Here is a 24,451-nt window from a genome sequence, read left to right as displayed (position 1 = left end):
CGGCTCGACACTGGTCGAAATACCTCTCTGTGACTCCTCTACCCGACGTTCTCTTTTTGCGTGGGTTCCGGCCACCGGTGTATTTAAGAATATGACAGAGACAGTCACAAACGAGATACATGAGCACAGAGACTCCCCCGTCTCGGGCGGATACTGTTGTTATCGGTGCCGGGGCCGTCGGGTGTAGCGTCGCGTATCACCTGACGGAACTCGGCGCGGAGGATGTCACGGTTATCGATCAGGGGCCGCTCCCTGTCACCGGCGGCTCGTCGGTACACGCCCCCGGGATTATGTTCCAGACGTCGCCGTCGAAGATACAGACGAAGACAGCCTACTACACCAGTCGGCTCCTCTCCGATGCTGGCGTCTACGACGAGGTCGGTGGCATCGAAGTGGCCCGGAGCGAGGAGCGCATGGACTTCCTCCGTCGGCGCGTCGAGTGGGCGACTTCCTATGGGCTGCCGGAACCGCAGTTGCTCTCGCCCGAGGAAGTCACCGAGCACCTTCCGATGGTCGACGAGGACGAAATCCTCGGTGGCTACTACTCGCCGACTGATGGACGCGTCGACGGCATCGGCGCGCTCCAGTGGTATATGGAAAACTCTTCGGCGTCGTTCTACGGGAACACGGAGGTCACCGATCTGGATGTTTCGGGGGGCGAAATCAACGCTGTCGAGACCGCACAGGGCCGCATCGACTGCGAGCGAGCCGTTATTGCGACGAACAACTGGGGCTACCAGACCGGCCAGCTGGCTGGGCTCGACCTCCCGATTGCGCCAGTGGAGCACCAGTACGTCGTCACCGAACCGATGGACGAACTCGCCGACGCCGAATCCTCGGTCGGCGACAACACGACCGGGCTGGACGTGCCGGGCGACCGCTCTATCGCTGAGTACATGAGCGAAGGGCCACACCAGCCAGTCGGCCGCGACCAGGACCACTCGCTGTACTTCCGGACCCACGGCGACGCGCTCGGGATGGGCTCGTACAACCACGAGACGCTCTCGGTCGACCCCGAGGCGATGGGGAAGAACTCCGAGGAACACCAAGCGTCAGTTAGAGGGTTCACGAAGGAGCATTGGGAGACACCGACCCACCGCGGCCGAGACAAGTCGGCAAAGCAGGCCTTCGACGAACTGCTGCCGGCGACACAGGACGTGGAATACGAGGCCACCGAGAACGGTATCTTCGTATTCACGCCCGACGGGATGCCGGCCGTCGGCGAGACGGCGCAGGTCGACGGCCTCTGGACCGGACTGGCTATCTGGTGGACCCACTCCGGGGGCTACGGCCGCATCCTTGCCGAGTGGATGGAAAACGGCGTTCCCAGACTGCCGTCCGGCCCGGTCGACACCGGCGGCATCCACGTCCGACGGTTCGAGCCGCACGCGGGCGAGAAAGACTACTTCGTCGACCGCGGGGCCAAGCGCTACGAGCAGGTGTACAGCATCGTCGAGCCGCGGTGGCAGCCCGACGACCACCGGGGACTCCGGACGAGTCCGTTCTACCACCAACAAAAAGAACTCGGCGCGGAGTTCTACCAGAGCGGCGGCTGGGAGACGCCACAGTGGTACGAGTCGAACGCCGACTTGGTCGAAAGATACGAGGACCGGATTCCCGATCAGAACGGCTGGCAGGGCATCAACCGCTCGAAAATCGAGGCTGCGGAGCATCTCCACGCCCGCGACAAGGTGTCGATGTTCGACATGACGACGTTCAGCTCGATTATGGTCGAAGGCGAGGGGAGCCAGGCGTTCCTCCAGCGGGTCTGTAGTAACGATATGGATATCAACACCGGGCAGGTCCGCTACTCGCTGCTGTTGAACGAGGGCGGCGGTATTCTCGCGGATATCACTGTTGTCAGACTCGATGACGAGGCGTTCATGGTGACGACCGGTGGCGGGAACTCGCCCGGCATCCACGGCGGCCATCTGGAAGACGAAGCGCCCGAGACGGTGTCAGTCCACGTCGAGGAAGGCGCGAAATCCACAATCGGTCTCTGGGGGCCGAACGCGCGGCTCCTCCTCCAGCGGTGTACCGACACGGACGTGACCAACGGTGGCTTCCCGTACTTCAGCGCCAAGCAAATGTACGTTGGCGACGTGCCAGTCATCGGGCTGCGAGTCTCGTACGTGGGTGAACTCGGCTGGGAGCTGTGGGCACCGACGGAGTACGGCCAGCGCCTCTGGGAGACGCTGGCAGAGGCCGGACAGGACCTCGGCGTCCGACCGATGGGCGGCGGGGCGCTCAGTTCCATGCGATTAGAGAAAGGCTACCGCCTCTGGGGGACGGACATCGACACGGACTCGAACCCCTTCGAGGCCGGTCTGCCCTTCGCCGTCGATATGGATACAGAGTTCATCGGCAAGGAAGCCTTAGAGGCCGCACGCGACAGGGGCATCGACAGCAAAATCACGCCACTCACGCTCGACGACTCGACAGATATCATGCTGAGTGGGCGGCCAGTGACGAAAGACGGTGACGCAATCGGCTATGTGCAGGCTGGGAACTACGGCTACAGTATCGGTGAATCCATCGCGTACACGTACGTCCCAACTGAATACGCCGAGTCGGGCACGTCGGTCCAGATACAGTGTGAGGGTGAGACCTACGACGCAACGGTGCGTGATGAGCCGCTGTTCGACCCAACCCGAGAGCGCATCATCAAATGACAGGACAGCGCACTGACCCACCAACTTTGACATAAGGCCCGGGACGATACGAACACATGACACAAACCGAATCGGACACCCTGCCCGTCACATACGCGGACATCGAACGAGCCCGCGAACGGCTGGACGACGACACGGTTGTAAAGAAAACGCCGGTTGAACGGAGCACGTCCCTCGGTGGGTTCGTCGACGCGGAGGTACATCTGAAGATGGAGCACCTCCAGTGGACAGGGTCGTTCAAGACCAGAGGCGCGTACAACAAAATCTCTCAGGATGTCGCCGATGGCGTGGAGTCGTTTGTCGCCGCTAGCGCCGGCAACCACGCACAGGGCGTTGCCCTCGCCGCGACGAAATGCGGGGCAGAGTCGACGATTTTTATGCCGGTGAACGCGCCACAGGCCAAGATAGACGCCACCAGAGGCTACGGCGGGAGCGTCGAACTGGTGGGTAACGACTTTCAGGAGACGATGTCTCACGCCAAAGCCGTCGTCGAGGAGACCGACGCCGAGTTCGTTCACGCCTACGACGACCTTGACATAATCGCTGGCCAGGGGACCCTCGGTACCGAAATGTACCATGACTGCCCGGACGTTGACACGGTCGTCGTTCCTATCGGGGGCGGTGGGCTCATCAGCGGCGTCTCGACCGCAATCAAACACCTCTCGCCCGAGACGCGCGTCGTCGGTGTCCAGGCGACCGGCGCGGAGACGGTGCACGAAAGTCTCGACAAGGGGATTCCGGTCGTGCTCGACGAGGTTGACACAATCGCTGACGGCATCGCCACAGGCGGCATCTCGGAGACGACGCTCGACATCATCGAGGCGAACGTCGACGAGGTCGTCACTGTTTCGGACACCGACATCGCACAGGCGATTCTCCTGTTGATGGAACGGGCCAAACAGGTCGTAGAAGGTGCCGGGGCCGCCTCCGTGGCTGCCGTACTGAGTGACAGCCTCGACGTGTCGGGTGAAACGGTGATGCCGCTGCTCTGTGGCGGGAACCTCGACATGACACAAATGCGTGAGGTTCTCATCCATGCGCTCACGGAGCGCCAGCAGCTCCTTCAGCTTCGGGTTCGCATCGACGACCAGCCGGGTGTGATGGAGGAGATCTCGGGGGTCATCGCCCGGCAGGGAGCTAACATCCACGACGTTCGCCACGAGCGGTCCGTCGAGAACCTCGAAATCGGGGAGGCGTACCTCGTCTTCAACGTCGAGACGAGCGGTGCCGAGCATGCACAGACCATCATTACGGCGATACGCGACGCGGGCTACCCCGTCGACAACGTCGCACGGAAGGCCCAAAACGGCGCACTGTGAGCCGGAATCGGCATTCAGATCGACGGATCGACGCCACGAGCGGGGAAACCTATAACAGGTGTGTGGGGGAATTACACATGAGTCAGGCACCATGTACGACCACATACTCGTCCCGTATGACGGCAGTGATGAGGCCCGGAGAGGGGCAGAACACGGCATCGAACTCGCCGCTGCACTCGGCGCGACAGTCCATGCATTGTACGTCATTGACCTGCCGGGCACGCCGCGTGCGCTTGCGCTCAGAGATGACGAAGAGGAGATGCGCGAGGAGTATCGAAACTACGGGGAAGAGGTTCTGGCGAATCTCGGGAACGTCGCCCAAGAGCACGGCGTCGATTACAAGACGCATTTCAAAACCGGCGCACCCAGCGAGGAAATCGTCGAGTTCGCTGAAAACGAAGACATGGACGCGATTGTCCTGGGCTCGGCGTTCCGTGGAAAGCTCGGGAACCTGCTCGGTGGGACAACCGATAAAGTGGTCCGGACGTCGAGCATTCCAGTCATCAGTCAGCGGATGAGTGTCAACGACATTTGACACCAGCTACGCGTCTATCAGTCGCGTCTCACGTATGTAGATCACCAGGCTGGCGCTGAGGAAACTGAATCCTGCGAGTCGGAAGTCGCCGACTGTCATCCCGACGAGGCCGACGCCCATCAGCAGTGCTGCCACCGCGGCTGCCCCTGTTGCCAGAAGTCGTGCCATACTGATGCTAAGTGGGAGTCCGAAATAAATACGCACCCATCAAGCGGTGAGACAATCGAAGACTCGTCGACAGCCAGCAAACCTCAATGTACTAGATAGGAGAAATGTCTGCCGAGTCACAGCCGTACAGTGCTTCAGTCCGTGATATATTGGTGTCTAAGGTGAAGTTTTATTACAGTTGCATCAGTGCATAAGTATGAGACTGTGTAGCACACAAAACACGCCGACAATAGCCCTGCGGGCACGTCGTGTCCGCCCGAGCGAGTACAGTAAGACAAACAGGATGCGACTGCTGTAGGCGCGCTACGCCGGGATGTCGTTACCATGACGGTGGCAACGGACTACGACAGAGGACGACCGCGACTACGACAATGAGACACCACAGACCAGTACCGCGTTCGAGAGGGGTAACGTATGGCAAACAGTGACGACCAAACCGGGGAAATGTCTGACGGGCTTCAGGTCGAGTTGTTCCATCCGGAGTCCGACCGCGAACCCGGTGATACGAACATTCAGGCGGCTGGATTCGACATCCATCCGGTGGTATTCCCGGTGGCGCTGGTGATCATTGCGCTGTTCATCGCAGTGACGATACTGCTCGGTGACACCGCAGCCTCGGCGTACACATGGCTGTTCAATACCATCGGGGACACTTTCGGCTGGTTCTACCTGCTGGCGGTGAACGTGTTCATCATCACACTGCTTTACTTCGCGTTCAGCAAGTACGGCAATATCAGAATCGGCGGCGTCGAGGCCGAAAAGGAGTTCAGCGACTTCTCCTGGATGGCGATGCTGTTCAGCGCCGGCATGGGTATCGGCCTCATGTTCTTCAGCGTCTCGGAACCGCTGTACTACTTCCAGAACCCCCCGAGCTTCTTCGGGGCCGAAGCGGGGACCGGCGCAGCGGCGTCCGCCGCGATGGCGCAGACGTTCTTCCACTGGGGCTTTCACCCGTGGGCGGTGTACGGCCTAGTGGGACTCGGCCTCGCGTTCTTCTCGTTTAACCGGGGACTCCCACTCACCTTCCGGTCGATATTCTGGCCCCTGCTGGGCGAGCGGATTTACGGCTGGCCGGGCCACATCATCGACCTCGTGACGGTGTTCGCGACGCTGTTCGGGCTGTCAACCTCACTGGGACTCGGTGTTGCACAGGTCAACACGGGGCTCTCCTACGTGGGCGGCGACATGCTCGGTGCGGTGAGTGTCCCGACAGGGACCTGGCCGCAAGTCGCGCTCATCGCCGGGATCACGCTCATCGCGACCCTCTCGGTCGCAGCGGGGCTCGACGGCGGTGTCAAGCGGCTGAGTACGCTGAACCTCTACCTGATGTTCGCACTACTCGGGTTCCTCGTCATCGTGGGTCCGACGGTGTACATCTTCGGGACGTGGGCAGAGGGCCTCGGCGCGTACTTCGGAAACATTCTGGCGCTCGGGTTCTTTACCGGGACGCTCAACGAAGCGGCGAACGGGACCCCCACCGCCTGGACCGTGTTCTACTGGGGCTGGTGGATCGCGTGGTCGCCGTTCGTCGGGATGTTCATCGCGCGCATTTCGAAGGGTCGGTCCGTCCGGGAGTTTGTACTGGGCGTGCTGTTCCTTCCATCGATGTTCTCGACGCTCTGGCTCTCGGTGTTCGGCGGCAGCGCGATGTTCAACTCCCTGCTGGGGAACGGACAGGCGCTGGCGACGTACAACGAGGTCGGCCAGACCGTCGCGATGTTCGCCCTGCTGGAGCAGTTCCCGCTTGGCGTGGTCAGTGGACTGATCGCGACGCTGCTGGTCATCACGTTCTTCGTCACGTCGTCTGACTCCGGGTCACTGGTCATCGACCATCTGACTTCGGGCGGAAAGCACGACGTGCCGCGAACACAGCGGATATTCTGGGCCCTTACCGAGGGCCTTGTCGCGTCCATCCTGCTCATCGGTGGCGGTCTGACGGCGCTCCAGACGGCCGCAATCACCACAGGACTCCCGTTCGCGTTCATCCTGTGTCTGATGTGCTATACAGTGTATCTGGGGCTCGACAACGAGTACCAGATACTCGAATCGGAAGAGTTCGCAGAAACGATTCAGGACCTCTCTGAACGGGATGATGTCGACGTCGTGACCGCCGGCGACGAAATGGTGACAGATATCTCCGACCCGGGAGACGACACGGCGACGGGTACCGACTGAAACCTCTCGTTTTGGCGTTTTCCGACGCGACCGGTAGTGTCAGATGCTATAGCCAACAGCGGCCGAAACCGTTCACGCTACCGGCCGCCCAGTTCTGTTTCGACCGTCCGTTCAGAGTGTATCCAAATCCGGGCAGAGCCGCCGATTCCGAACGCGGCGATGGCGAGGCTGGACACGATACTGCCGGCGGGTGAAAGCAGAACCCACGAGACAGCGCTGAGAAACGCTCCGATGAGGAGCCCGTATGTTGGTCGGCGGCTGCCAAAGATATCAGTGAGGAGTGTGCCGACCACGAGAAAGCCGAAGCTTGTGAGTACCAGGACGAACGCACTACTGATGAGAATCGCGACACGGACGAATACCCCGCCAGCGACGCTGAGGCGGGCTAGCGTTGTTGCCCCGTAGAGGCCGACGATACCGACGATCACGTACCCAGCGATGCCGTAGAGGACGGCCGTCGCCGGGCTGTCCGAAATCGCGTCAATCGACTCGTTGACGTAGTTCCGCCGCAGCCGGAGCACCAATGCGCCGGCCACGAGCACGAGAACGAACGAGACGAGCCCGCGGAGCGGTCTGGACAGTTCGGTGCCAACGCCGGGCATCAACTGTCCCACGACGGGATTCACAACAGTTGCCGCCAGTCCCGGGACGGTCGGCGCAACACCGACAGCCGCGTCAACACTCATATGCCACATACCGCGGGTCGCCGTGAAAACCTATCGACCGCTCACCATCGGGTCAGCGTTCGTACTGCCCGGAAATTTAAGCCGTCAGAATACATACCATGTCACAGTGTCTGGATGGCTCGCAGCTCTGCTCTCGAAGCTTGTCTGGGTCGGCAAGCGGGTGGCCGCGCCACTCCAGCAGAGTGACGGGCCGAACAAGTTCAGGCTGTCGAGCATGGACACGGCAACGACGACGTACGACGGTGACATTGGGTGGGCGAGACGGCCGCCAGCGACGGTCGAATGTCCGCGATGCGAGTCGGAAATCTTCCAGCACAACGCGCGTGACAGCATCGACTGTCCGCGGTGTGTCGGCGAATACAGCCACGACGAGTTCGCCGACCTGCAGCTCCTGTATCTCACCTGCCCGGTCTGTCGGAGCCGGATGGAGCACGGGCAACGCCACCCCGAGCGGTTCGACATCCCCGAGTGGGCGACCTGCACGGACTGTCGGTACCACTGGGAGTTCGAACACTCCTACGACCGCAGTACTGATTGAGACGATGGGTACACTGATCACTGCTGCCGTTTGGCCGGTATGCGTTGCTTCGAAACGGCTACGAGATCAAAAGCAGGGTGATGCCCAGTTCCAACACGCGAGTGGGATTCTGCCGTCAGTAATACTTCCAGTCGTCCTCACGGCTCCCTTGCACGACGCCGTCGTCCTCCTCACTGTCCGCCTCTTCTCGCTCATCGGGCCAGCGGATACCGTCTCCGATGAGGCTCTTGTACGCGAAGGCACCCAGACCGACGAGCATCAGCAGAAGGACGACGGTGCCAGCGATTGCTGCCACCTGCCCGACGGATTCGAGCAGGCCCGAACCGAGCTGAACTGGAAACTGTAGCATACATACTGTTCGGGCTGCACAGGTATCACTGTTGTCGCATCTGAGACGGTCGCGACGCCGTCGCTGAGACCGTCTTGAGCACGGCGTTGTTCTCGGAGACGTCGTGGACCCTGACTGCGTCAGCCCCACGTTCGGCGGCCAGCGCTGTCGTGGCCAGAGTCGGTGGCAGCCTGTCCGCACCGGCGTCGCTCATGTCGGCAAACATCGACTTCCGGGAGTGCCCGACCAGCACCGGACAGCCGAGCGCGTGGAACTCGTGGAGTCGGTCGACGAGTTCGAACGATTCGGCGGCGTTCTTCCCGAAACCACAGCCGGGGTCGACGATAATCTGCTCGCGGTCGATGCCGGCTTGCTCGGCGAGCAGGATCTGTTCTGTGAGGTCTCGAAGCACGTCGTCGACGACGTCGTCGTAGGTCACAGTTCGACCTGGGTCCACTGGCGCGGACAGGCTATGCATCAGGATGACGGACGCGTCGTGGTCGGCAACCACGAACCGCATCTCGGGGTCCGACAGTCCCGACACGTCGTTGACGATGTCGGCACCCGCGTCCAACGCCGCGTCAGCGACGGCGGCTTTTCGGGTATCGACGGAGACAGTCGCATCGAGCGAGGACACGGCCTCGATAACGGGCACTACGCGGTCGATTTCCGTTTCGACGGACACCGGATCTGCGCCGGGCCGCGTGCTTTCGCCGCCGATGTCGATGATATCCGCCCCGGACTCGATCATCTGTTCCGCGTGACTGACCGCGAGGTCGCGGCGGTTGTACTCGCCGCCGTCGTAGAAACTGTCCGGCGTGACGTTGAGAATACCCATCACGGCCGCCTCTTCCCTGTCGAACGGCGGCGGGAACGACCTGTCAGACAGCGTGCCTTCGAGTTGCGTGGCGAGCCGACCGAGCCCCAGCCCTGTCGAAGCCAGTCTGTCAGTGAGCTGTTGAAACTGTCGCGGCGTTCCCGACAGCGTCGTGTCGACGAGCTTCTCAGGCATCCCGACAGTCGAACAAGTACAGGTACCGCCACAGTCCTCGAGCTCCTGTTTTAGGACTCCCGCCTGGTCGCGCCGCAACGTGACCGAAAGCATCTGCTGGTGGATTTCTGGTTCACTTCCGGCTTTAGCAGTCTCTCCCGTCGACGCCTGCTGGAGGTTGTCCCCGGGAACGACCAGCCGGCTCCAGCGGTCCCGAGCTTCGGCGACTGCGTAGAGCGATCCTGCGACGAGCACGAAGTCGTCCGCGTCGGCCGCCGCTATCGCCCGTTCGGTGGCTTCCGGAACGGACTCGACTCGCTGGACCTGGGCTGCCTGGCCCTCGAACGCCGCAGCGAGCGACTCCGTACTCGCGGCTCGGTCCACCTTCGGTCGCGCGGCAAACGCTGTCTCGACGGCCGGAAGCGTCGCGATCATCTGCTCGTACTCTTTGTCTTCCATCGCGGCGAAGACCACATGGAGGTCGTCGTAGTCGTATCGCTCGATGAGTGTCGCCAGCGTCGCCATCGCGCCGGGGTTGTGGGAGCCATCGAGGACGACCATCGGGTCGGTCGACCGGACCTCGAACCGCCCCGGCAGCGTCGCGGCCCGCAGCCCCTCGGATATGGTTTCCGTGTCCACGTCGGTGAGTTGTCGGGCCAGCGTCGCGGCGACGCCGGCGTTTTCGGCCTGGTGCTGACCGAGCAGTTTGAGGTTCGATTCGAGCGCCCAGTCCGGCCCCGTGAGGGAGATGCGGTTCTCGACGGCCGAGCGCATCCCGTTCTCCACCGCAGTGACGTCGGCCGCCTCGCCGCCGACGGTGATGGTGTCGGTAATCCCCTCGATTGCATCGAGGGCAGCGCCGGTCGTTCCGGTCACGAGCGGGGCGTCTCCGGGCGCGACCTGTGCTTTGTCCAGAGCGATCTCCTCGATTGTGTCGCCGAGCAGATCGGTGTGTTCTAAACTGATACTGGTGACGGCGCTTGCGACGGGATCGACCGCGCTCGTGGCGTCGTACCGGCCGCCGATACCGACTTCCAGAACTGCCACATCGACGTCTTCGACATCGAAATGATAGAGCGCAAGCGCGGTGAGTACCTCGAAATGCGTCGGCTTGTCGTCCTCGGCGGCCAGGCGGTCGATACATGGCTCGATCTGTTCGACGAACTCCGTCACCCGCTCTTTGGGTATCCGGCCGCCGTTGACCGTGACTTGCTCCCGAAAGCCGTTCAATCCCGGCGAAGTGAACAGGCCGACGTCCAGCCCGGCGGCTCTGAGCACGCTCTCGGTCATCTGGGCGGTGCTTCCCTTTCCGTTCGACCCGGCGATCTGCACGCTGTCGAAACTGTTGTCCGGGTCACCGAGATGTGCGAGCATCCGCGCCGTCGTATCGGTCCCCAACTTGGGCCGACGGCGTTGTAGCGACTGCAGGTAGTCCGCCGACTCGTGGTACTCCATACCATAATTGGGCGGCGGCGGCCTGATTAATTTATCGCCAGAGGGTTCTGCGTCGATAGCACGTAACGAGGTGGAGCACCCTCTTCAGGCCGAAACCCACGAGAAACTCCTCAATGGCGGCCCGGAAACCGTGATCGAGTCATTTCGTAGATCCCGACGTCGCTGCCGCTGCCGTCCGGACTGCTGCTGGGCCACGGAACCAATCTCGTAAGCCGAGATACATGATGTGGCTTACGCGGTCCGTAACGGCGTCTCGAACACATCCTATCCCGATAGTATCAGGTTCACTAACATTATTACGACGGTGTAGGGAAGGGCTAGTCGAGATGTCTTCACAGGATGAGCAATCCGCGACCGAAGAGACACAGGAGCCGATTCCTACGGACTACGATATCGCCCAGTCGACCGAGATGGAACCGATCTGGGAACTGGTAGAGCCGTGGGGACTCGGCCTCGACGACCTCCAGTACTTCGGCGAATACACCGCGAAAGTCAAACAACACGCCATCGAGCGCCTCCGTGAACAGGCCGAGGACAAGGAGCAGAACCTCGTCCTGGTAACCGGGATGACCCCGACGCCGAAAGGCGAGGGGAAGACGGTAACGACCGTCGGCCTCGGACAGACGCTCAACCACGTCGGCGAGGAAGCGATGATCGCCATCCGGGAACCGTCGCTTGGCCCGGTGTTCGGCGTCAAAGGCGGCGCAGCAGGCGGCGGCCGGTCGCAGGTCCTTCCGATGGAGGACATCAACCTCCACTTCACCGGCGACCTCCACGCGCTCACCTCCGCACACAACCTCATCGCCGCGATGCTCGACGCGAAGATCTCGCAGGGTGACGACCTGAACATCGACATCAACAACGTCTCCTGGCCGCGCGCTATCGACATGAACGACCGCGCGCTCCGGGAGACCGTCGTCGGCCTCGGCGGGAAAACCGGTGGGACGCCACGGGAGGACAGCTTCCTCCTTACCGCCGCCTCAGAACTGATGGCTGTGCTGTGCCTGGCGAGTGACCTGGGCGACCTCAAAGAGCGAGTCAGTCGCATCATCGTCGCCTACGACGAGGACGGCGACCCGGTCACGGTCGAAGATATCGAAGCGACCGGCCCAGCAACCATGCTACTCCGGGACGCGATCAAGCCGAACGTCGTCCAGACCATCGAGGGGACGCCGGCGCTGGTCCACGGAGGGCCGTTCGCGAACATCGCCCACGGGACGAACTCGCTCGTCGCCGACAAGACTGCCTTCGGCATGGGCGACTACCTCGTCACCGAGGCTGGTTTCGGCTCCGACCTCGGGGCCGAGAAGTTCATGGACGTGGTCTGTCGCAAGGGCGATATGACGCCGAACGCCGTCGTGCTGGTGGCGTCGGTCCGCGCGCTCAAATACCACGGCCTCGACCAGTGGCCGGTCGACTACGACGAAATCGACGAGGCCGGCGTCGAAGCCGTCGAAGCGGGCTTCTCGAACCTCGACAAGCACGCGACGAACCTCCAGAAGTTCGGCGTCCCGGTCGTCGTCTCCGTCAACCGCTTCCCGGACGACACCGACGAGGAGATTCAGGCCATCTTGGACCACTGCCGTGAGGACCTCGGGGTCAGAGCGGCTGAGTCGAACGTGTTCTCCGACGGCAGCGAGGGCGGCGTCGACCTCGCGGAGAACGTCATCGAGGCAACCGAGGAGAGCAACGAGGAGGACTTCCGGATGCTGTACGACGACGAGGACAGCATCAAGGAGAAGATCCACACCGTCGCGACCGAGATTTACGGCGCTGACGACGTGAAATACACCGGCGGCGCGCTCGACGACATCGAGCAGATGAACGAGCTCGATTTCGACGACTACCCGGTCGTCATGTCCAAGACGTTCCACTCGCTGAGCGACGACGCGAGCCAGAAGGGCGCGCCGGAGGGCTGGGAACTCGAAATCAGCGAAGTGTACCCGTCTGCCGGAGCTGGCTTCCTGGTCGCTCTCACGGCCGACGCGCTCACGATGCCTGGCCTGCCGGCCCGACCGGCTGCCGCCGACATGGACATCGACGAAGACGGTAACATTTCGGGGCTGTTCTGACGAACCGGCCTCGCGTCCCAGCTCCTGTGGCTCGTCCGCTCGATTTTTAACGGATGCCGCTCGGCGTTCGACGAGGTGACGACGCTCACCGCTCCGCGTTTGCGACCGCTTCGTCGAGCGCCGCTTTGCCGGCCGCTTCTGCCTCGTCTGCCCGCTGTTTCATCGCTGCCACGAATGATTCGTCGTCGATCATGTCGAGATTGGCCCGGACAGTCGCGACGGACGCCTGTAGCGCCGCCGCCGCGAGCAGCGCCCCGACGGCCGCGTCCGGGACAGCGACCGGCGTCCCCTTCGCAGTCACCGTGCGGGCGTGCTCAACGACGTCGAGACAGACCTCGGCCGTCTCCAGTGGCACTTCCGTCGAACGTTTCGAAGCCGCCTGCATCCGGGCGTCGTCCCCGGACTCGATTGCGGCCCCGACCGCGTCGACCGTGGCTGCGTCCTCGTCGGCGAGGGCAAGCAGCCGTTCTCGCCGGTCGGCCAGCGTGTCACCAACCTCGCTTAGTTCATCAGCCGCTGCCTCGGACCCGTCTGTGCCGACAGTGTGGATACAGACCATCTCACAGAGCGCCGCGCCCATCGCGCCGCCGACGGCCGCGACCGCACCGCCGCTCGGGGTCACCTGGTCCGACGCGACGTCGTCGAGAAACTCACTGATAGGCTGGTCCGCGAACGTCATCTGTCGGGCTCAACCCCAGTCGGCTCTGGTGATTGACTGTCCATACCACGGCACTCTCGCCCCACTCGCCTAATGATTTCCCTGAAGGTATTCGCCCTCCGCGTGGGCCGTTCCGTCACAAAGGCTATGACCGGACTCTGTCAAGACGCTGTATGGCGTCTTCGTTCGAAATCGTCCAGCCAGCGACGGTACCGACAGAGCAGTTCAACACCTGTGAGACAGAGGTCCGGAAGCTCACGGACCCGCTCGGCTGTACGGAGATGCGGGTGAATCAGGTCATCGTCGAACCGGGATCGGTGACGACACCGCACACGCACGACGGCCAGGAGGAGGTGTTCGTCGCGACGACCGGCGGCCAGATAGTCATCGAGGGTGACGTCCACGATGTCCCCGAGGGCGGGGTCGTCCGCGTCCACCCGGACACGGTCCGGAATCTCTGTAACCATACTGAAGAGACGCACGTCTGGCTCGCTTTCGGCGCGCCGCCCGTGGGAACTGTCGAGAACTTCGGGGACTACGTCGTCAAAGAATGAGCCGAGGCGGCCAGCCCGTCAACCAAGTCCGCACACGGAACGGCTGCCCGTCTCAGCCCCCGTCTCCCAGCGCGTCGTTCAGCTCCGGCACGACCTCGTGGAGGTCGCCGACGACGGCGTAGTCGGCCTTCTGCATGATGGCCGCCTCCGGGTCGGTGTTGATAGCCAGGATGTTGTCCGCACCCTTACAGCCCACCATGTGCTGCACCGCACCGCTGATACCGCAGGCGACGTAGAGGTCCGGGCTGATCTTCGTGCCCGTCTGTCCGATCTGGTCGTCGTGGGGCCGCCAGCCCTCGTTGACGGCGGCCCGCGACGCGCCGACGGTTCCGCCGAGGCTATCCGCCAGCGTCTCCAGTTTGTCGTAGTCCTCCGGACCGCCGACGCCGCGCCCGCCGCCGACGACGACGCGGGCCTCGCCGAGCGACACACCGGTCTCGTCGGACTCCTCGACTCGGTCGACACTGACCCGGAACGCGCTCTCGTCGAGCGACGGCTCGAACGGCTGGACCGTCGACTCAACTGTCTCTGTCGCCGTCTCCGGCGAAAACTCGTGTTCCGCCGCAGTCACCAGTTTCGTGTCACTGTCAAGGCGTGTGTGTTCGACGAGGCTACCACCCCATCGCTGGCGCGACAGTTCGTACACGTCGCCGGCCTCGACGTCGAGACAGTTGGCCGCCATCGGCAGGTCGCGCCTGGCACCGACGTGGGCTAGCACCTCCTGTCCGCGGTCAGTCCCCGGGGCGACGACTGCGTCCGGGTCCGTGGCGTCGAGCAACTGCGCGATACTCTCCGCCCAGGCCTCGGGTGCGTACGTGTCAAGCCGCTCGTCACCGACGTGGTGGAGCGTCTCTACGCCGTAGTCACCGAGTTTCTCCCCGAGCGCCGCCGATTCTGCGCCGAACGCGACGGCTTCGAGCGCCGCGTCGGTCGCCGTCGCCAGTTCACGGGCCAGCGTGAGCGCCTCCAGCGAGGGCTCTTCGGGACTTCCGCCCGCATGTTCGACGAGGCTCAGTATCACAGTCAGATCACCTCCAGGTCGTCGCGGAGCAGGTCGACGACTGCGGGTACGGCGTCCGATCCATCGCCGAGCACCTCGGCCGAGCCCTCCGTGCTCTCCGGCGCTTCCAACCGGACTTTCTCGATACCCCCGTCGAACTCGCTGGCGACTGGGTCCTGCCGCCCGATCGACTGTTTGCGCGCCTGCATCTTGGCGCGCATCGAGGCGTAGCGGGGCGTGTTGAGCCCCTCCCTCACGCCGACGGCCGCTGGCAGGTCGAGTTCGTACACCTCGGTCCCACCAGTCACGTCGCGCTCGGCGACGGCCGTCCCGTCCTCAATCGTCAGGTCTGACACGCCCGCGACGAACGGCACGTCCAGCCGCTCGGCGACGCGAACCCCGACCTGGTGGTTCGCCACGTCGGCCGATTCGTTCCCGAACAGGAGGAGGTCGAACTCCGGATCGGTGCCGGCGTCGCCGCTGAGGGCGTCCGCGAGCGCGGCCGCCGTTTCGCGAGGCCGCCACTCCTCCCCGTCGGTTTCCAGCAGCGTCGCCTCGCCGGCCGTCATCGCGAGCCCGGTCCGGAGCTGTTCGTCGGCGTCCACCGATCCGAGCGACATCACGGTGGCCGTCCCGTCGTGGTCGTCGGCCACCTGAATGGCCTCCTCGACGGCGCACTCCTCGTGGGGCGATATCGTGAACCCCAGATGGCTCGTGTCTATCTCCTGTTCGTCGTCGGTCAGTGTGAGCTTCGCGCCGGTGTCCGGCACGCGTTTGATGCAGGCTACGGTGTCCATGTCGTGTCTCCGTCGTTCGATTGCAGTCGGTTCACTGGCTGTGCTAGCTCCTGATGCGCTCGTTCTCCGGGTTGAACAGGGGCCGGCTCCCGACGACCTCGACGGTCACCGGATACTGCTGGCCCATGTACTCGACCTGGAGGCTCTGCCCTTCCTCGGCGTGGGACTGCGGGAGGTACGCCATGAGGAGGTGCTTGCCAACGCTCGGGCCGGTCCCGGCGCTGGTGACGTACGACCGACGACCCTCGTCGTCGACCAGAACGTCCCCGTTCTCATCGAGGACCGGTTCGTTCCCGAGCATGAAGCGGCGCTCGCCGCCCTCTGGCGCGTGGTCGTCAACGGACAGCGTACATAGCGTGGCCGTATTCTCCTCGTCGATAGCCTCTGCGTAGGCTTCCTTCCCGATGAAATCGGCGTCCTTGACACCGTGGAAGGTCAGCCCCGCTTCCGCCGGGTTGTACTCCAGTTCGAGTTCGTGCCCGAACAGCCGGTACCCCTTCTCCAGGCGGCCGGTCGTCCCGTAGACGCCCATGCCGGCCGGCCGGACATTGTGGTCCTGGCCGGCCTCCCAGAGCACGTCCCAGAGCCGGCGGCCCTGACCCATCGGAGCGTAGATCTCCCAGCCCTGCTCGCCGATGTAGGAGAGCCGCATCGCCCACGCGTCTACCTCGCCGACCGTGATTTCCTGTGCCGTGTACGGCTCGAACGCGTCGTGGGACATGTCTTCTTCGGTGACGCCCTCCACCATATCCCGGGCGTTCGGTCCCCAGACGCCCAGCGTGCACAGCGACTCGGAGCGGTCGATCATCGTCACGTCGGCGTCGTCCGGGATGTGGCCGCCGAACCAGGCCCGGTCGGACCCGCCCGCCGCGCCGCCGGTGACGACTCGGTAGTGCTTGGGGCCGAGTCGGGCGATTGTCAGGTCCGAAACGAAGCCGCCGTTTTCGGCGAGAATCGGCGTGTACACGGTCTTGCCGACGTCGACGTCGATGCGGCCCACGGCCATCTGTTCGAGGTAGTCGACGACGTCCGACCCGCGGAAATCGAAGATGCTGAAGCCCATATCGCCGATCATCGAGACGTGCTCGCGGGTGTGGAGATGTTCCGCGAGGATAATCGGCGACCACCACCGCGAATCCCACTCGTTGGGCCGCTGGAACTCGGCGAGCTCGTCCTCGTACCGGCCCAGTAGATCGCTGTTCGATTCGTACCACTGCGGCCGTTCCCAGCCCGCGGCCTCGAAGAACTCCGCGTCGAGGCCGGCCTGCTTCTCGTAGAACGGGCTCGTCCGGAGTTCCCGCGCCGACTGGTACTGTTCGGCCGGGTGGACGATGTCGTATATCTTCTGGAACCCTTCGCTGGCCCGGTCCTTGACGAACGAGCGGGAGGTCCCGTACTCGTAGAACCGGTTCACGTCGGCCCCGTGGAGGTCGATGTCCGACCAGCCACGCGTCATCCACTGGGCAACCGCCTCGCCGATGGCCGGGGCTTCTTTGATCCAGATTGCGGCACAGACCAGAGCCCGTCGACGTCCTGCAGTGGGCCCAGAAGCGGTGCACCGTCTGGCGTCTGCGAAAGTAGGCCGTCGATTTCGTGGCGGATGCCGGCCTCGGGGTCGTCGAGGAGTTCCGGGACGATCTCCAGCGCGTCGGCCATCGACTGCTCGAAGGCGTCGTCGGTCAGCGGCGGCTGGGTCGGCGAGAGCGGCGCTTCGTCGATGGACGGGATGTCCTCGACGTCCCAGAGTATCGGCCGGTGTTGATACGACCCGACTTCGAGGTCGTTCCCGTGCTGGCGCTCGTACATCTGGGTGTCCATGTCGCGGACGACCGGGAACGAGATTTCGCCCTCGTAATCCTCGAAGAAGGAGATCGGACCGACGCTGACCATCTGGTGCGCCGCCGGTGTCAGCGGAATATCGACGCCGGCCATCTCGGCGAGCTTCGGGCTCCAGAGCCCGGCCGCGATGACCACATCGTCGGCCGTGATGGTCCCGCGGTCGGTCTCGACCGCTTCTATCGACCCGTCTTCGACGTGAAGGTCGAGCACTTCGGTGTTGGGCGAGACGTACAGGCCACCCTCGGTGTACTCGTCCGCCCGCGCTCGCATCACTTCACCGGCCCGGAGCGGGTCACACGTCCCGGCGCCGGTGCTGTAAAACCCTGCCTTGACGAGGTCAGTGTTGACGTAGGGTACGAGCGCTTCGACTTCCTCGGGGGTCAACAGCTCCGCCGGTTCGCCCCACGCCTTCGCTGACTGGATTCGGCGTTTCAGTTCCTCGACCCGTGCCTCGGTGCGTGCCACTTCGATACCGCCGCTGTTGGTGAACGTGTCCATGTCCCGGTACTGCTCGATACTCCGTCGGGTGAGGTGGGTCATCTCCTTCGAGTGTTCCACCGGCATCAGGAAGTTCGAGGCGTGACCCGTCGAGCCACCGGGGTCGGGTAAGGGCCCCTTGTCCAGAATCGCGATGTCTTCTCGCCCCATCCGGGCGAGATGGTACGCGAGACTGTTTCCGACGATACCGCCACCGATGAGTACTGTCTTCGCCGCTGACGGCAGCGAGTTCGAACTCATCGCGGTCTCACCCGTATGCTGGCGGACCGAACTGTACTCTCGCCGCTCGTGGTGATAGCTCTCAACATCATCCGTTTTGAGCGTGGCCCCTTTCCGGAAAGAAGCAAGGACCACAGTTCTGCGGCGATTTATATACCACTGGGACGAAGACCGCCGGAAATCGTTCGTTGTTCAGGGAGTCAGCAGCTACAAACCCCTGTTTCTGTTCGGTAGTCGCGTCGACGGGGCCACGCTGACGTTTCAGAGTCGGAGGGACGGGCAGAATACTCATTCTGTAAAAAAACCAATGGTATGAGTTTTGTGCCGTCCGTTGGAATGGTTCCGACGCGCTCTCTGGTCGTCGTCTCGGTCTCCGGATCGAAGGTACGCATGACCGGTTTCGACCCGGCCTGAGAGTCCTCCGTCAGTTGGGTCGCAGTATCGTATTGATGTGCAGGCTCCTGTTCCCGGGAATCCATTACAGCCAAACGGGATGACGTGACGTACCACGCCGCTGTCCTCACTACCCCGTGCTCGAATGACAACGGTAAAGTCATGATTTCACGCCAAAAGAGATCACCGACTGTTACTGTCGTGTATTATACCCGCTGAGTAATACCAAGAGAGCAGGCCGAAGGCATTGCCTGAACCTTGAGAGTCCGCTCTGTCACCGGTCTCCCGACATCACTCGCGCTGATAGCGGTGGGTGCTGCTTCGGTCCCGATTTCTATAGGGCGGTGCAGTTCAGGAATAGCGACAGCCCATTCGATGTCGGGCTGGCCGTCCACGGGGCCGAGAATAACAATCGTACCAACATTAGCTCACAGAGCCTATCAGTATCAGAGGGATGTTGTGAAGAAGGAACTACATAACAGTGTGGCGGCGCGTGGTCGACGATCGCCGAAGCAGTTGTGGCGCTGTTGTCGTGCCGTTTCAGTCGGCCTGCAGCGCCCGGACTGTTTGGTGCGTCGCTGCCGACACTGAACGGGCGAGTGCCGTCGCGTGCCAGTAGTCCGCAACGCTTCTATCGAGCGTAGTGGCCGATATCTCCCCCTGATGATGTGTTAACTCACGGTCAGCGGCCATGGCCTTGTGGCCGGCGTCAACGAGTACCGTCCGGACCAGTTCCGGCTGTGAACTCGATTCGAGGGCCGCGGTGAGTGCATCGTACGCGGTCTGCCTGATGTCGCGAACCGCTGTCCCATCTGATGGCCGAGCGAGTTCGTCCGCCTCCCGACGTGACTGAATGCGGTCAAGCGCTCGGAACCGGGCGATCTGGCTGTTCGCATCGACAACAGCGCTCGCGGGTCCGACGGCATCAGTGAGGCGGCTGAGACCGCTCTCCACCTCCCAGCGGAGTTCGTCCACAACCATCTGTCCCGGAGATCGCTCGTCAGCGGCCGTTTCCGGCGGCAGGTCCGCCTGCCTGTCGCGGATGTCCACAAGCAGTGTTTCTGCTGCATCTGTCAGCGTCGGCCTGACTGTCCCAGCATCGGATGGAAGCGAAGCAGCGAACCGCGCCCGCAGGTGGCGAGCGTCGTCGAGATACGCCTGTGCCGACTCGGCCGTCTCACCCCATTCGGCGACCGACAGTAACTCCGACTCTTCTCTGGGTAGGACGTCCATGTCACTGGCCCGCTCCAGTCCCGTCTCGATACGGGCGTGGACTAGCGCCGCGCGCACCGGGTCAATCCCGACGTATTCGTGCTCCTGCCGGGTTTCGTGGGCCGCAGACACGGTCCTTTCGTGCTCGTTTCGGAGCGGAGCAGCGGTACGGCCACTCTCGACAACACTCCACCCCGCAGCGGCGTAGCGGGCGTTTTCGCGAGCGCGACGCAACGACCGGAGCGCCATCAACCCGGTTCGGGCCGTCCGCGCATCGTCGAGGCCGTCTGAGGCGTCACTGGCGGCATCTGTCAGGTGCTGTCGGATGTGACCGTTCGGGATTTCTTCGGGGCCCAACGGTGTGGGAAGCGTCGCTAGCAGCGAGCGTATCCGCTCCCTCGCGGCGTCGAAATGCTCCGCTGTGATGTCGACCGGGATCGAAGGAGAGACAGGGGATTCTCGCTCTTCGTCGCGCGGGACATCGGGCAGATTGTAGGCATCGATAGTTGCCTCGCGTTCCCCACCCAGACTGTCGATACTGCTACAACCAGCGATAGCACTGGCCCCAACCAGGGCGAGCACACCACGGCGGGTCATCCGACCGGACTCCCCGCCCGTCGCGGACGTGTCGTCGGTCATGCCTGCTCACCACCAGTCTGGGTTCGGCGGTCGCTATCCGGGGCTGACCCGCCCCCGCCCTCGCCCTCGGCATCGACTCGCTGGCTGTCACAGGCGCTCCCACCGATGGAGGAGGAGTAACTGGAGATGTCGTCGGCGTTGACTGTATCGGGAATCCGGATGAACCACACCGCGTACACCTTGTTGCCTGCTGTGCACGGTTCGTCGTAGGGGCGACTCACTCGGCCGTAGTCGGTCGAGACGCTGTTCGTCGTCCAGCTGACCTGACAGAGCGTTAGTCGAAAGCACTCCTCGACCATCACGTTCTGGACGTAGACGGTTTCCGTGTCGAAGTCAGTCTCGTCGAGGAAGGTTTCGACCAGCGAACTGTCCACGTCTCCGGCGACGGCGAGCCGGTCCGCTTTAGATTCCGTATCGATAATCTTGGACTCCAATCGATGGGAATGCTGGCTTTCGGTTGGCCGACCGTCTCCATCGTCGAGCCAGACAGGCTGCCGGTCGGCGTCAACGCGTGTGACAACTGCCGCCGGGTCGGACTCCATGCCAGCTCTCGGAGCGGTCGAGCCATCGTTTTCGGAAGCGGTGCGTGTTGATTCGTCGCTGCCCTCGAACATTCCACTACAGCCGGCCAGCATCGTCGCTAGCCCGCATGCGCTGTGGAGGAGGGTACGTCGAGTGGAGGGGACCATCGTGTAATTTCCCGCTTGTAATGTCAGATATAAAATTCTCGTGGTAGATGGACGTTACCGAGAGCGTACCAGACATCCCGAAGAATAGATCGAGGAGCGACTTTCTATCGTATTCGGTACTTGTATATCCGCGAATTCAGGCCTTATGTAACTCTATTCGACTCTATTGGCTTATATTATACACATCCGCGGTCAAATACATCCCTGTGAGTGGTGTCCTCTCGAACCAAGAAGTATGGCTGCTAAGTGGTGGAGAGACGCAGATATCGCAACAAAACGGCTAAACCGGATCGACGCGTTCTGGCGATAATGGGGTCAGCGCAGTCGAAAGTCGCACAGTTGATCGAAACGTATGGACTGACGTCGATGGGAACGGAACTGGAGCACGCGTGGCTCGGGAAGAATAGGGAACGGCAGAGTCTCCGTGACCTCGCTGATCGGTTCAATCAAGCGCTGCTTGTGGCTGCAATCCGCAATTCGGGCATGGACGTCATCGACGGCGAACCGGCGAACTTCTATCGACTCTTGACGGACGACGACGTCAGTGCGGGCAAACGGATCGAAGCGCGGAACCGACTCGAACGGGCAGGCATCGACGTCGATACGCTGGAAAGCCAGTTCGTCACGTATCAGGCGATTCGGTACTATCTCACAGAGGTTCGTGATGTGAGCTACGAGCCTGAATCCGAAACTGAACAGGTCGAGCAGGAACGCGGGACAATAGACCGCCTCCGCAGCCGCGTCGAGACAATCGTCCGGGACACGGTCGACCGACTGAACACCGCTGACAAACTCACTGTCGGCGAGTACCGAGTGTTCGTGAGCATCGATATTCGCTGTCAGGACTGCGGGACACGCTACGGCATCAGTGACCTTCTCGACCGCGGCGGCTGTGACTGTGAGTGACCGCTCAATAGATTCGGTCTTTGGGGGGACCACAACAGGATCAGATATCCGTAATCCGGTTGTAACTATCCGGAAGCGCCTGCGCGTCCTCGGGGAGCAACGCGACGACGAGATAGGCGGGGTACTCCGCGAAGTACTCGACTAGGGAGGCGATGCGCTCCGCATCGATGGCTTCCAGTGAGTCAAGCAGCATGAACGGGACGTCCTCGTACACGTCGTGGACGAGGTAGCCGGCGAGTGCGAACACGAGCCCGGTCACTTCCCGCTCACTCTCGCTCAGATGGCCGACAGTGTCTTCGTAGACAGTTCCACCGTCGGTACTCCTGACGACGTGGAGCGTGAACGTCGATCCAGTGACGCTGTCGTCGCTGTTATGGACCGGGTCATCGGGCGTGTCGGTCCGTTCGAGCCAGATCCGTTCGATGTTGCCGTAGCCGAGAATATCGAGCAGGTCGTCCATCTTCTCGTTGAACTGGTCGGTCGCCTCGGCTTCGAGGCGGTCGATACGTGACCGGAGGTCGATCAGCTCGTCAACCACGTCTTCCCGTTGGGCAGCCAGTTCGTCGTTTCGGCGGATGTCCGACTCGATGTCGGCGATCTCCTCGCGTACCTCGTCTCGTTCGGATTCGAGCCGGTCCAGTTCCAGCTCCAGTTCGTTCGCTTTCGTATGGAGTTCGAGCACTTCGTCGAACTCTTCGGTTCGGAGCGAGGTGACCCGCTCCTCGAGTTCCTCGACGCGGGCGGAGAGGTTGTTGCGTCGCTCTCGGAGGTCGACAACAGTCGTCTGCCGGCGCTCGATTTCGGCGTCGACCTCCTCAATCGTGGCGGTGAGTTCTCGCGCTCGCGTGCGCGTCTCCGCAATTTCGTCACGTCGGTCGGTCAGTTCGTCGAGTTCATCGTCGATATCGTCGATCTCCGTGACCGTCTCCTGAAGGTGGTCACGCATACTCTGGAGCGTCGACTCGATACGGTCCGGTTTCACTCGCGAGCCACAGGTCCAGCAGGTCGTCTTTGACCCCTTATACAGCTGGTCCGTGATGTCACCCACACTTTCTGGCTTTGCGTCGATAGCGTCGGTTATCTCCCGGTGCTCGCCGGACAGCAGTTCCTCGTTGAACCCGACGACGTTCTGCAGTCGGGTGGTGTACTCTGAGAGCTCTCGTTTGCGCTCTCGAAGCCGGTCGATGTCCGATTCGAGCGCTTCGAGTCGCTCGTCCGGCGATTCCGGAAGCCCGGATCGTTCGACCGCGAGGCTCCCTCGCTCGTCGCGCAGTGCCGCGATACTCTCCTGTTCTGACTGGATATCGTTTCGCACACGTTTCAGTTCGGATCGAGTCGCCTGGAGTTCATCGAGGGCCGTTTCGAGTTCGTCCCTGTTTTCCTGGGTCGTCTGGAAATCCACGTCCCGCTCGTCGATTCGGTCCTCCACGCGCTGGAGTTTGTCTCTGGTCTCAGTGATCTCGTCGCGCAGAGTTGCCTGTTGCCGTTCGAGATCGGGGAGGTCACGCTTGAGCGACGCGATACGATCGAGTTCCGCATCGATCTCTTCCTTGCGCTGTTCGGCCGCACGTATCTGTCGGTGGATCGACGCCACGTCGACGGGCCGCATAATGATCTCGCGAAGGTCCTCACCCCGCTCGACGGCTCGTCTGGCCTCGTTGTCTTCGAGCAGGAACGCGAACAGATCCGCAACCGTCGGGTCAGTGAGCAGGCCGAGGCCCGACCCGGTAACCCCGTTGTCCGTTCTGGTCAGTGTTTGGGTGTACGTCTCCTCCCCCAGTGAGAGTTCGACGTGCCCCTGGTCGGCGTCACCTTTGATGCTCGCCCACTCGCTCCCGTGAGCGGACATCACCGCCTGTAGAAACGATGTCCGATTAGTCGCGTTCCGGCCTCGGAGCACAGTCACCCCTGGTGGGACCTCGACTGTCGTCTCGTCGATCCCCCCGATTTTTTCGACGGTGAACGTAGCCACCTCCCCAGATACCGAGAGTGAACCCATATTTCGGTGTGTGCGAGTGACGGATATAAGCACTATGGCGCGTGTGGCACCACACATTCCGATTTCTATCCCAGTAGTTGCCTGCGGCTAACAAGCATATGTCTGTTAT

20 protein-coding genes are annotated in these 24,451 nt (G+C 62.5%); 8 read left to right on the top strand and 12 right to left on the bottom strand.

The window, feature by feature from the left end; translation table 11 throughout:
- Window positions 1–119 precede the first annotated feature (119 nt).
- The 3 genes from GJ630_RS00825 (at window position 120) to GJ630_RS00815 (ending at window position 4,526) form a co-directional block, all read left to right on the top strand.
- The gene (locus GJ630_RS00825) at window positions 120–2,672 is read left to right on the top strand and encodes an FAD-dependent oxidoreductase (protein ID WP_191449136.1); all 2,553 of its coding nucleotides are present in this window, start codon (window positions 120–122) and stop codon (window positions 2,670–2,672) included.
- 56 nt (window positions 2,673–2,728) lie between these two features.
- A complete protein-coding gene (ilvA, locus tag GJ630_RS00820) occupies window positions 2,729–3,991 on the top strand; it encodes a threonine ammonia-lyase (RefSeq protein WP_064288982.1) in 1,263 nt (420 codons plus the stop codon).
- 91 nt (window positions 3,992–4,082) lie between these two features.
- Window positions 4,083–4,526, top strand: coding sequence for a universal stress protein (locus GJ630_RS00815; RefSeq protein ID WP_014031182.1), 444 nt, complete (start codon window positions 4,083–4,085; stop codon window positions 4,524–4,526).
- A gap of 6 nt (window positions 4,527–4,532) precedes the next feature.
- Here the strand turns inward: GJ630_RS00815 and GJ630_RS19390 are convergent, their stop codons facing one another.
- On the bottom strand, window positions 4,533–4,694 hold the full coding sequence (locus GJ630_RS19390; protein ID WP_005533017.1) for a hypothetical protein: 162 nt from the start codon (window positions 4,692–4,694) through the stop codon (window positions 4,533–4,535).
- A gap of 414 nt (window positions 4,695–5,108) precedes the next feature.
- On the opposite strand from GJ630_RS19390, the gene GJ630_RS00810 reads away from it, so the two are divergent.
- Entirely contained in the window at window positions 5,109–6,869 is a 1,761-nt protein-coding gene (locus GJ630_RS00810; RefSeq protein WP_050038312.1) for a BCCT family transporter, read from the top strand.
- A 77-nt stretch (window positions 6,870–6,946) separates the two neighbouring features.
- On the opposite strand, the gene GJ630_RS00805 is transcribed toward GJ630_RS00810, so the two are convergent.
- The gene (locus tag GJ630_RS00805) at window positions 6,947–7,555 is read right to left on the bottom strand and encodes a hypothetical protein (RefSeq protein ID WP_050006941.1); all 609 of its coding nucleotides are present in this window, start codon (window positions 7,553–7,555) and stop codon (window positions 6,947–6,949) included.
- Between the two features lie 106 nt (window positions 7,556–7,661).
- Here GJ630_RS00805 and GJ630_RS00800 point away from each other — a divergent pair, with 106 nt between their 5' ends.
- Window positions 7,662–8,093 (top strand): hypothetical protein, encoded by a 432-nt coding sequence (locus GJ630_RS00800; RefSeq protein ID WP_225308138.1) that lies wholly within the window; start codon window positions 7,662–7,664, stop codon window positions 8,091–8,093.
- Window positions 8,094–8,208: 115 nt separating this feature from the next.
- Here the strand turns inward: GJ630_RS00800 and GJ630_RS00795 are convergent, their stop codons facing one another.
- Together GJ630_RS00795 and folP are read right to left on the bottom strand one after the other, a co-directional pair.
- Window positions 8,209–8,442: a hypothetical protein gene (locus tag GJ630_RS00795; protein ID WP_191449135.1), complete on the bottom strand. Its 234-nt coding sequence runs from the start codon at window positions 8,440–8,442 to the stop codon at window positions 8,209–8,211.
- Window positions 8,443–8,467: 25 nt separating this feature from the next.
- Window positions 8,468–10,867, bottom strand: a complete 2,400-nt coding sequence (gene folP, locus GJ630_RS00790) for a dihydropteroate synthase (RefSeq protein ID WP_050038313.1) — start codon at window positions 10,865–10,867, stop codon at window positions 8,468–8,470.
- A 326-nt stretch (window positions 10,868–11,193) separates the two neighbouring features.
- Between folP and GJ630_RS00785 the strand changes: the two genes are divergently transcribed.
- Window positions 11,194–12,939, top strand: a complete 1,746-nt coding sequence (locus GJ630_RS00785; RefSeq protein ID WP_014031176.1) for a formate--tetrahydrofolate ligase — start codon at window positions 11,194–11,196, stop codon at window positions 12,937–12,939.
- Window positions 12,940–13,024: 85 nt separating this feature from the next.
- Here GJ630_RS00785 and GJ630_RS00780 read toward each other — a convergent pair whose 3' ends face one another.
- A complete protein-coding gene (locus GJ630_RS00780) occupies window positions 13,025–13,618 on the bottom strand; it encodes a cyclodeaminase/cyclohydrolase family protein (RefSeq protein WP_050038314.1) in 594 nt (197 codons plus the stop codon).
- A 152-nt stretch (window positions 13,619–13,770) separates the two neighbouring features.
- Here GJ630_RS00780 and GJ630_RS00775 point away from each other — a divergent pair, with 152 nt between their 5' ends.
- Window positions 13,771–14,151 (top strand): hypothetical protein, encoded by a 381-nt coding sequence (locus GJ630_RS00775; protein ID WP_050038315.1) that lies wholly within the window; start codon window positions 13,771–13,773, stop codon window positions 14,149–14,151.
- A 52-nt stretch (window positions 14,152–14,203) separates the two neighbouring features.
- Here the strand turns inward: GJ630_RS00775 and GJ630_RS00770 are convergent, their stop codons facing one another.
- The 6 genes from GJ630_RS00770 to GJ630_RS00750 form a co-directional block, all read right to left on the bottom strand.
- Complete coding sequence (locus tag GJ630_RS00770) at window positions 14,204–15,172, bottom strand: electron transfer flavoprotein subunit alpha/FixB family protein (RefSeq protein WP_371726692.1); 969 nt, start codon at window positions 15,170–15,172, stop codon at window positions 14,204–14,206.
- Window positions 15,173–15,174: 2 nt separating this feature from the next.
- Window positions 15,175–15,948 (bottom strand): electron transfer flavoprotein subunit beta/FixA family protein, encoded by a 774-nt coding sequence (locus tag GJ630_RS00765; RefSeq protein ID WP_064288977.1) that lies wholly within the window; start codon window positions 15,946–15,948, stop codon window positions 15,175–15,177.
- A gap of 43 nt (window positions 15,949–15,991) precedes the next feature.
- On the bottom strand, window positions 15,992–17,404 hold the full coding sequence (locus tag GJ630_RS19820; protein WP_252718677.1) for a glycine cleavage T C-terminal barrel domain-containing protein: 1,413 nt from the start codon (window positions 17,402–17,404) through the stop codon (window positions 15,992–15,994).
- Entirely contained in the window at window positions 17,401–18,525 is a 1,125-nt protein-coding gene (locus GJ630_RS19815) for an FAD-binding oxidoreductase (protein WP_252718676.1), read from the bottom strand. The genes GJ630_RS19820 and GJ630_RS19815 overlap by 4 nt, the downstream gene beginning before the upstream one ends.
- A gap of 912 nt (window positions 18,526–19,437) precedes the next feature.
- Window positions 19,438–20,748 (bottom strand): hypothetical protein, encoded by a 1,311-nt coding sequence (locus GJ630_RS00755; protein ID WP_191449133.1) that lies wholly within the window; start codon window positions 20,746–20,748, stop codon window positions 19,438–19,440.
- Window positions 20,745–21,437 (bottom strand): hypothetical protein, encoded by a 693-nt coding sequence (locus GJ630_RS00750; RefSeq protein ID WP_252718675.1) that lies wholly within the window; start codon window positions 21,435–21,437, stop codon window positions 20,745–20,747. Before GJ630_RS00750 ends, GJ630_RS00755 begins: the two co-directional genes overlap by 4 nt.
- Window positions 21,438–21,746: 309 nt before the next feature.
- Here GJ630_RS00750 and rdfA point away from each other — a divergent pair, with 309 nt between their 5' ends.
- The gene (gene rdfA / locus GJ630_RS00745) at window positions 21,747–22,343 is read left to right on the top strand and encodes a rod-determining factor RdfA (protein WP_014031168.1); all 597 of its coding nucleotides are present in this window, start codon (window positions 21,747–21,749) and stop codon (window positions 22,341–22,343) included.
- Between the two features lie 40 nt (window positions 22,344–22,383).
- Here rdfA and GJ630_RS00740 read toward each other — a convergent pair whose 3' ends face one another.
- On the bottom strand, window positions 22,384–24,342 hold the full coding sequence (locus GJ630_RS00740) for an archaea-specific SMC-related protein (protein WP_191449132.1): 1,959 nt from the start codon (window positions 24,340–24,342) through the stop codon (window positions 22,384–22,386).
- Window positions 24,343–24,451 lie beyond the last annotated feature (109 nt).

The sequence above is a fragment of the Haloarcula sp. CBA1122 genome (assembly GCF_009741785.1).
GTDB classification, from domain to species: Archaea; Halobacteriota; Halobacteria; order Halobacteriales; family Haloarculaceae; genus Haloarcula; species Haloarcula hispanica.
The sequence above is the reverse complement of the archived record's forward strand: the minus strand, read 5'-3'. Positions and strand labels throughout refer to the sequence as shown.

Bases quoted from the DNA above. Each gene is read 5' to 3' on its own strand.
- GJ630_RS00765 (WP_064288977.1), bottom strand. From the start codon at position 15,948: ATGGACACCGTAGCCTGCATCAAACGCGTGCCGGACACCGGCGCGAAG.
- GJ630_RS00780 (WP_050038314.1), bottom strand. From the start codon at position 13,618: ATGACGTTCGCGGACCAGCCTATCAGTGAGTTTCTCGACGACGTCGCG.
- GJ630_RS19390 (WP_005533017.1), bottom strand. From the start codon at position 4,694: ATGGCACGACTTCTGGCAACAGGGGCAGCCGCGGTGGCAGCACTGCTG.
- rdfA (WP_014031168.1), top strand. From the start codon at position 21,747: ATGGGGTCAGCGCAGTCGAAAGTCGCACAGTTGATCGAAACGTATGGA.
- GJ630_RS00810 (WP_050038312.1), top strand. From the start codon at position 5,109: ATGGCAAACAGTGACGACCAAACCGGGGAAATGTCTGACGGGCTTCAG.
- GJ630_RS00795 (WP_191449135.1), bottom strand. From the start codon at position 8,442: ATGCTACAGTTTCCAGTTCAGCTCGGTTCGGGCCTGCTCGAATCCGTC.
- GJ630_RS00815 (WP_014031182.1), top strand. From the start codon at position 4,083: ATGTACGACCACATACTCGTCCCGTATGACGGCAGTGATGAGGCCCGG.
- GJ630_RS00750 (WP_252718675.1), bottom strand. From the start codon at position 21,437: ATGGTCCCCTCCACTCGACGTACCCTCCTCCACAGCGCATGCGGGCTA.
- GJ630_RS00755 (WP_191449133.1), bottom strand. From the start codon at position 20,748: ATGACCGACGACACGTCCGCGACGGGCGGGGAGTCCGGTCGGATGACC.
- GJ630_RS00825 (WP_191449136.1), top strand. From the start codon at position 120: ATGAGCACAGAGACTCCCCCGTCTCGGGCGGATACTGTTGTTATCGGT.
- folP (WP_050038313.1), bottom strand. From the start codon at position 10,867: ATGGAGTACCACGAGTCGGCGGACTACCTGCAGTCGCTACAACGCCGT.
- GJ630_RS00785 (WP_014031176.1), top strand. From the start codon at position 11,194: ATGTCTTCACAGGATGAGCAATCCGCGACCGAAGAGACACAGGAGCCG.
- GJ630_RS00740 (WP_191449132.1), bottom strand. From the start codon at position 24,342: ATGGGTTCACTCTCGGTATCTGGGGAGGTGGCTACGTTCACCGTCGAA.
- GJ630_RS00775 (WP_050038315.1), top strand. From the start codon at position 13,771: ATGGCGTCTTCGTTCGAAATCGTCCAGCCAGCGACGGTACCGACAGAG.
- GJ630_RS19820 (WP_252718677.1), bottom strand. From the start codon at position 17,404: ATGACGCGTGGCTGGTCGGACATCGACCTCCACGGGGCCGACGTGAAC.
- GJ630_RS00805 (WP_050006941.1), bottom strand. From the start codon at position 7,555: ATGAGTGTTGACGCGGCTGTCGGTGTTGCGCCGACCGTCCCGGGACTG.
- ilvA (WP_064288982.1), top strand. From the start codon at position 2,729: ATGACACAAACCGAATCGGACACCCTGCCCGTCACATACGCGGACATC.
- GJ630_RS19815 (WP_252718676.1), bottom strand. From the start codon at position 18,525: ATGAGTTCGAACTCGCTGCCGTCAGCGGCGAAGACAGTACTCATCGGT.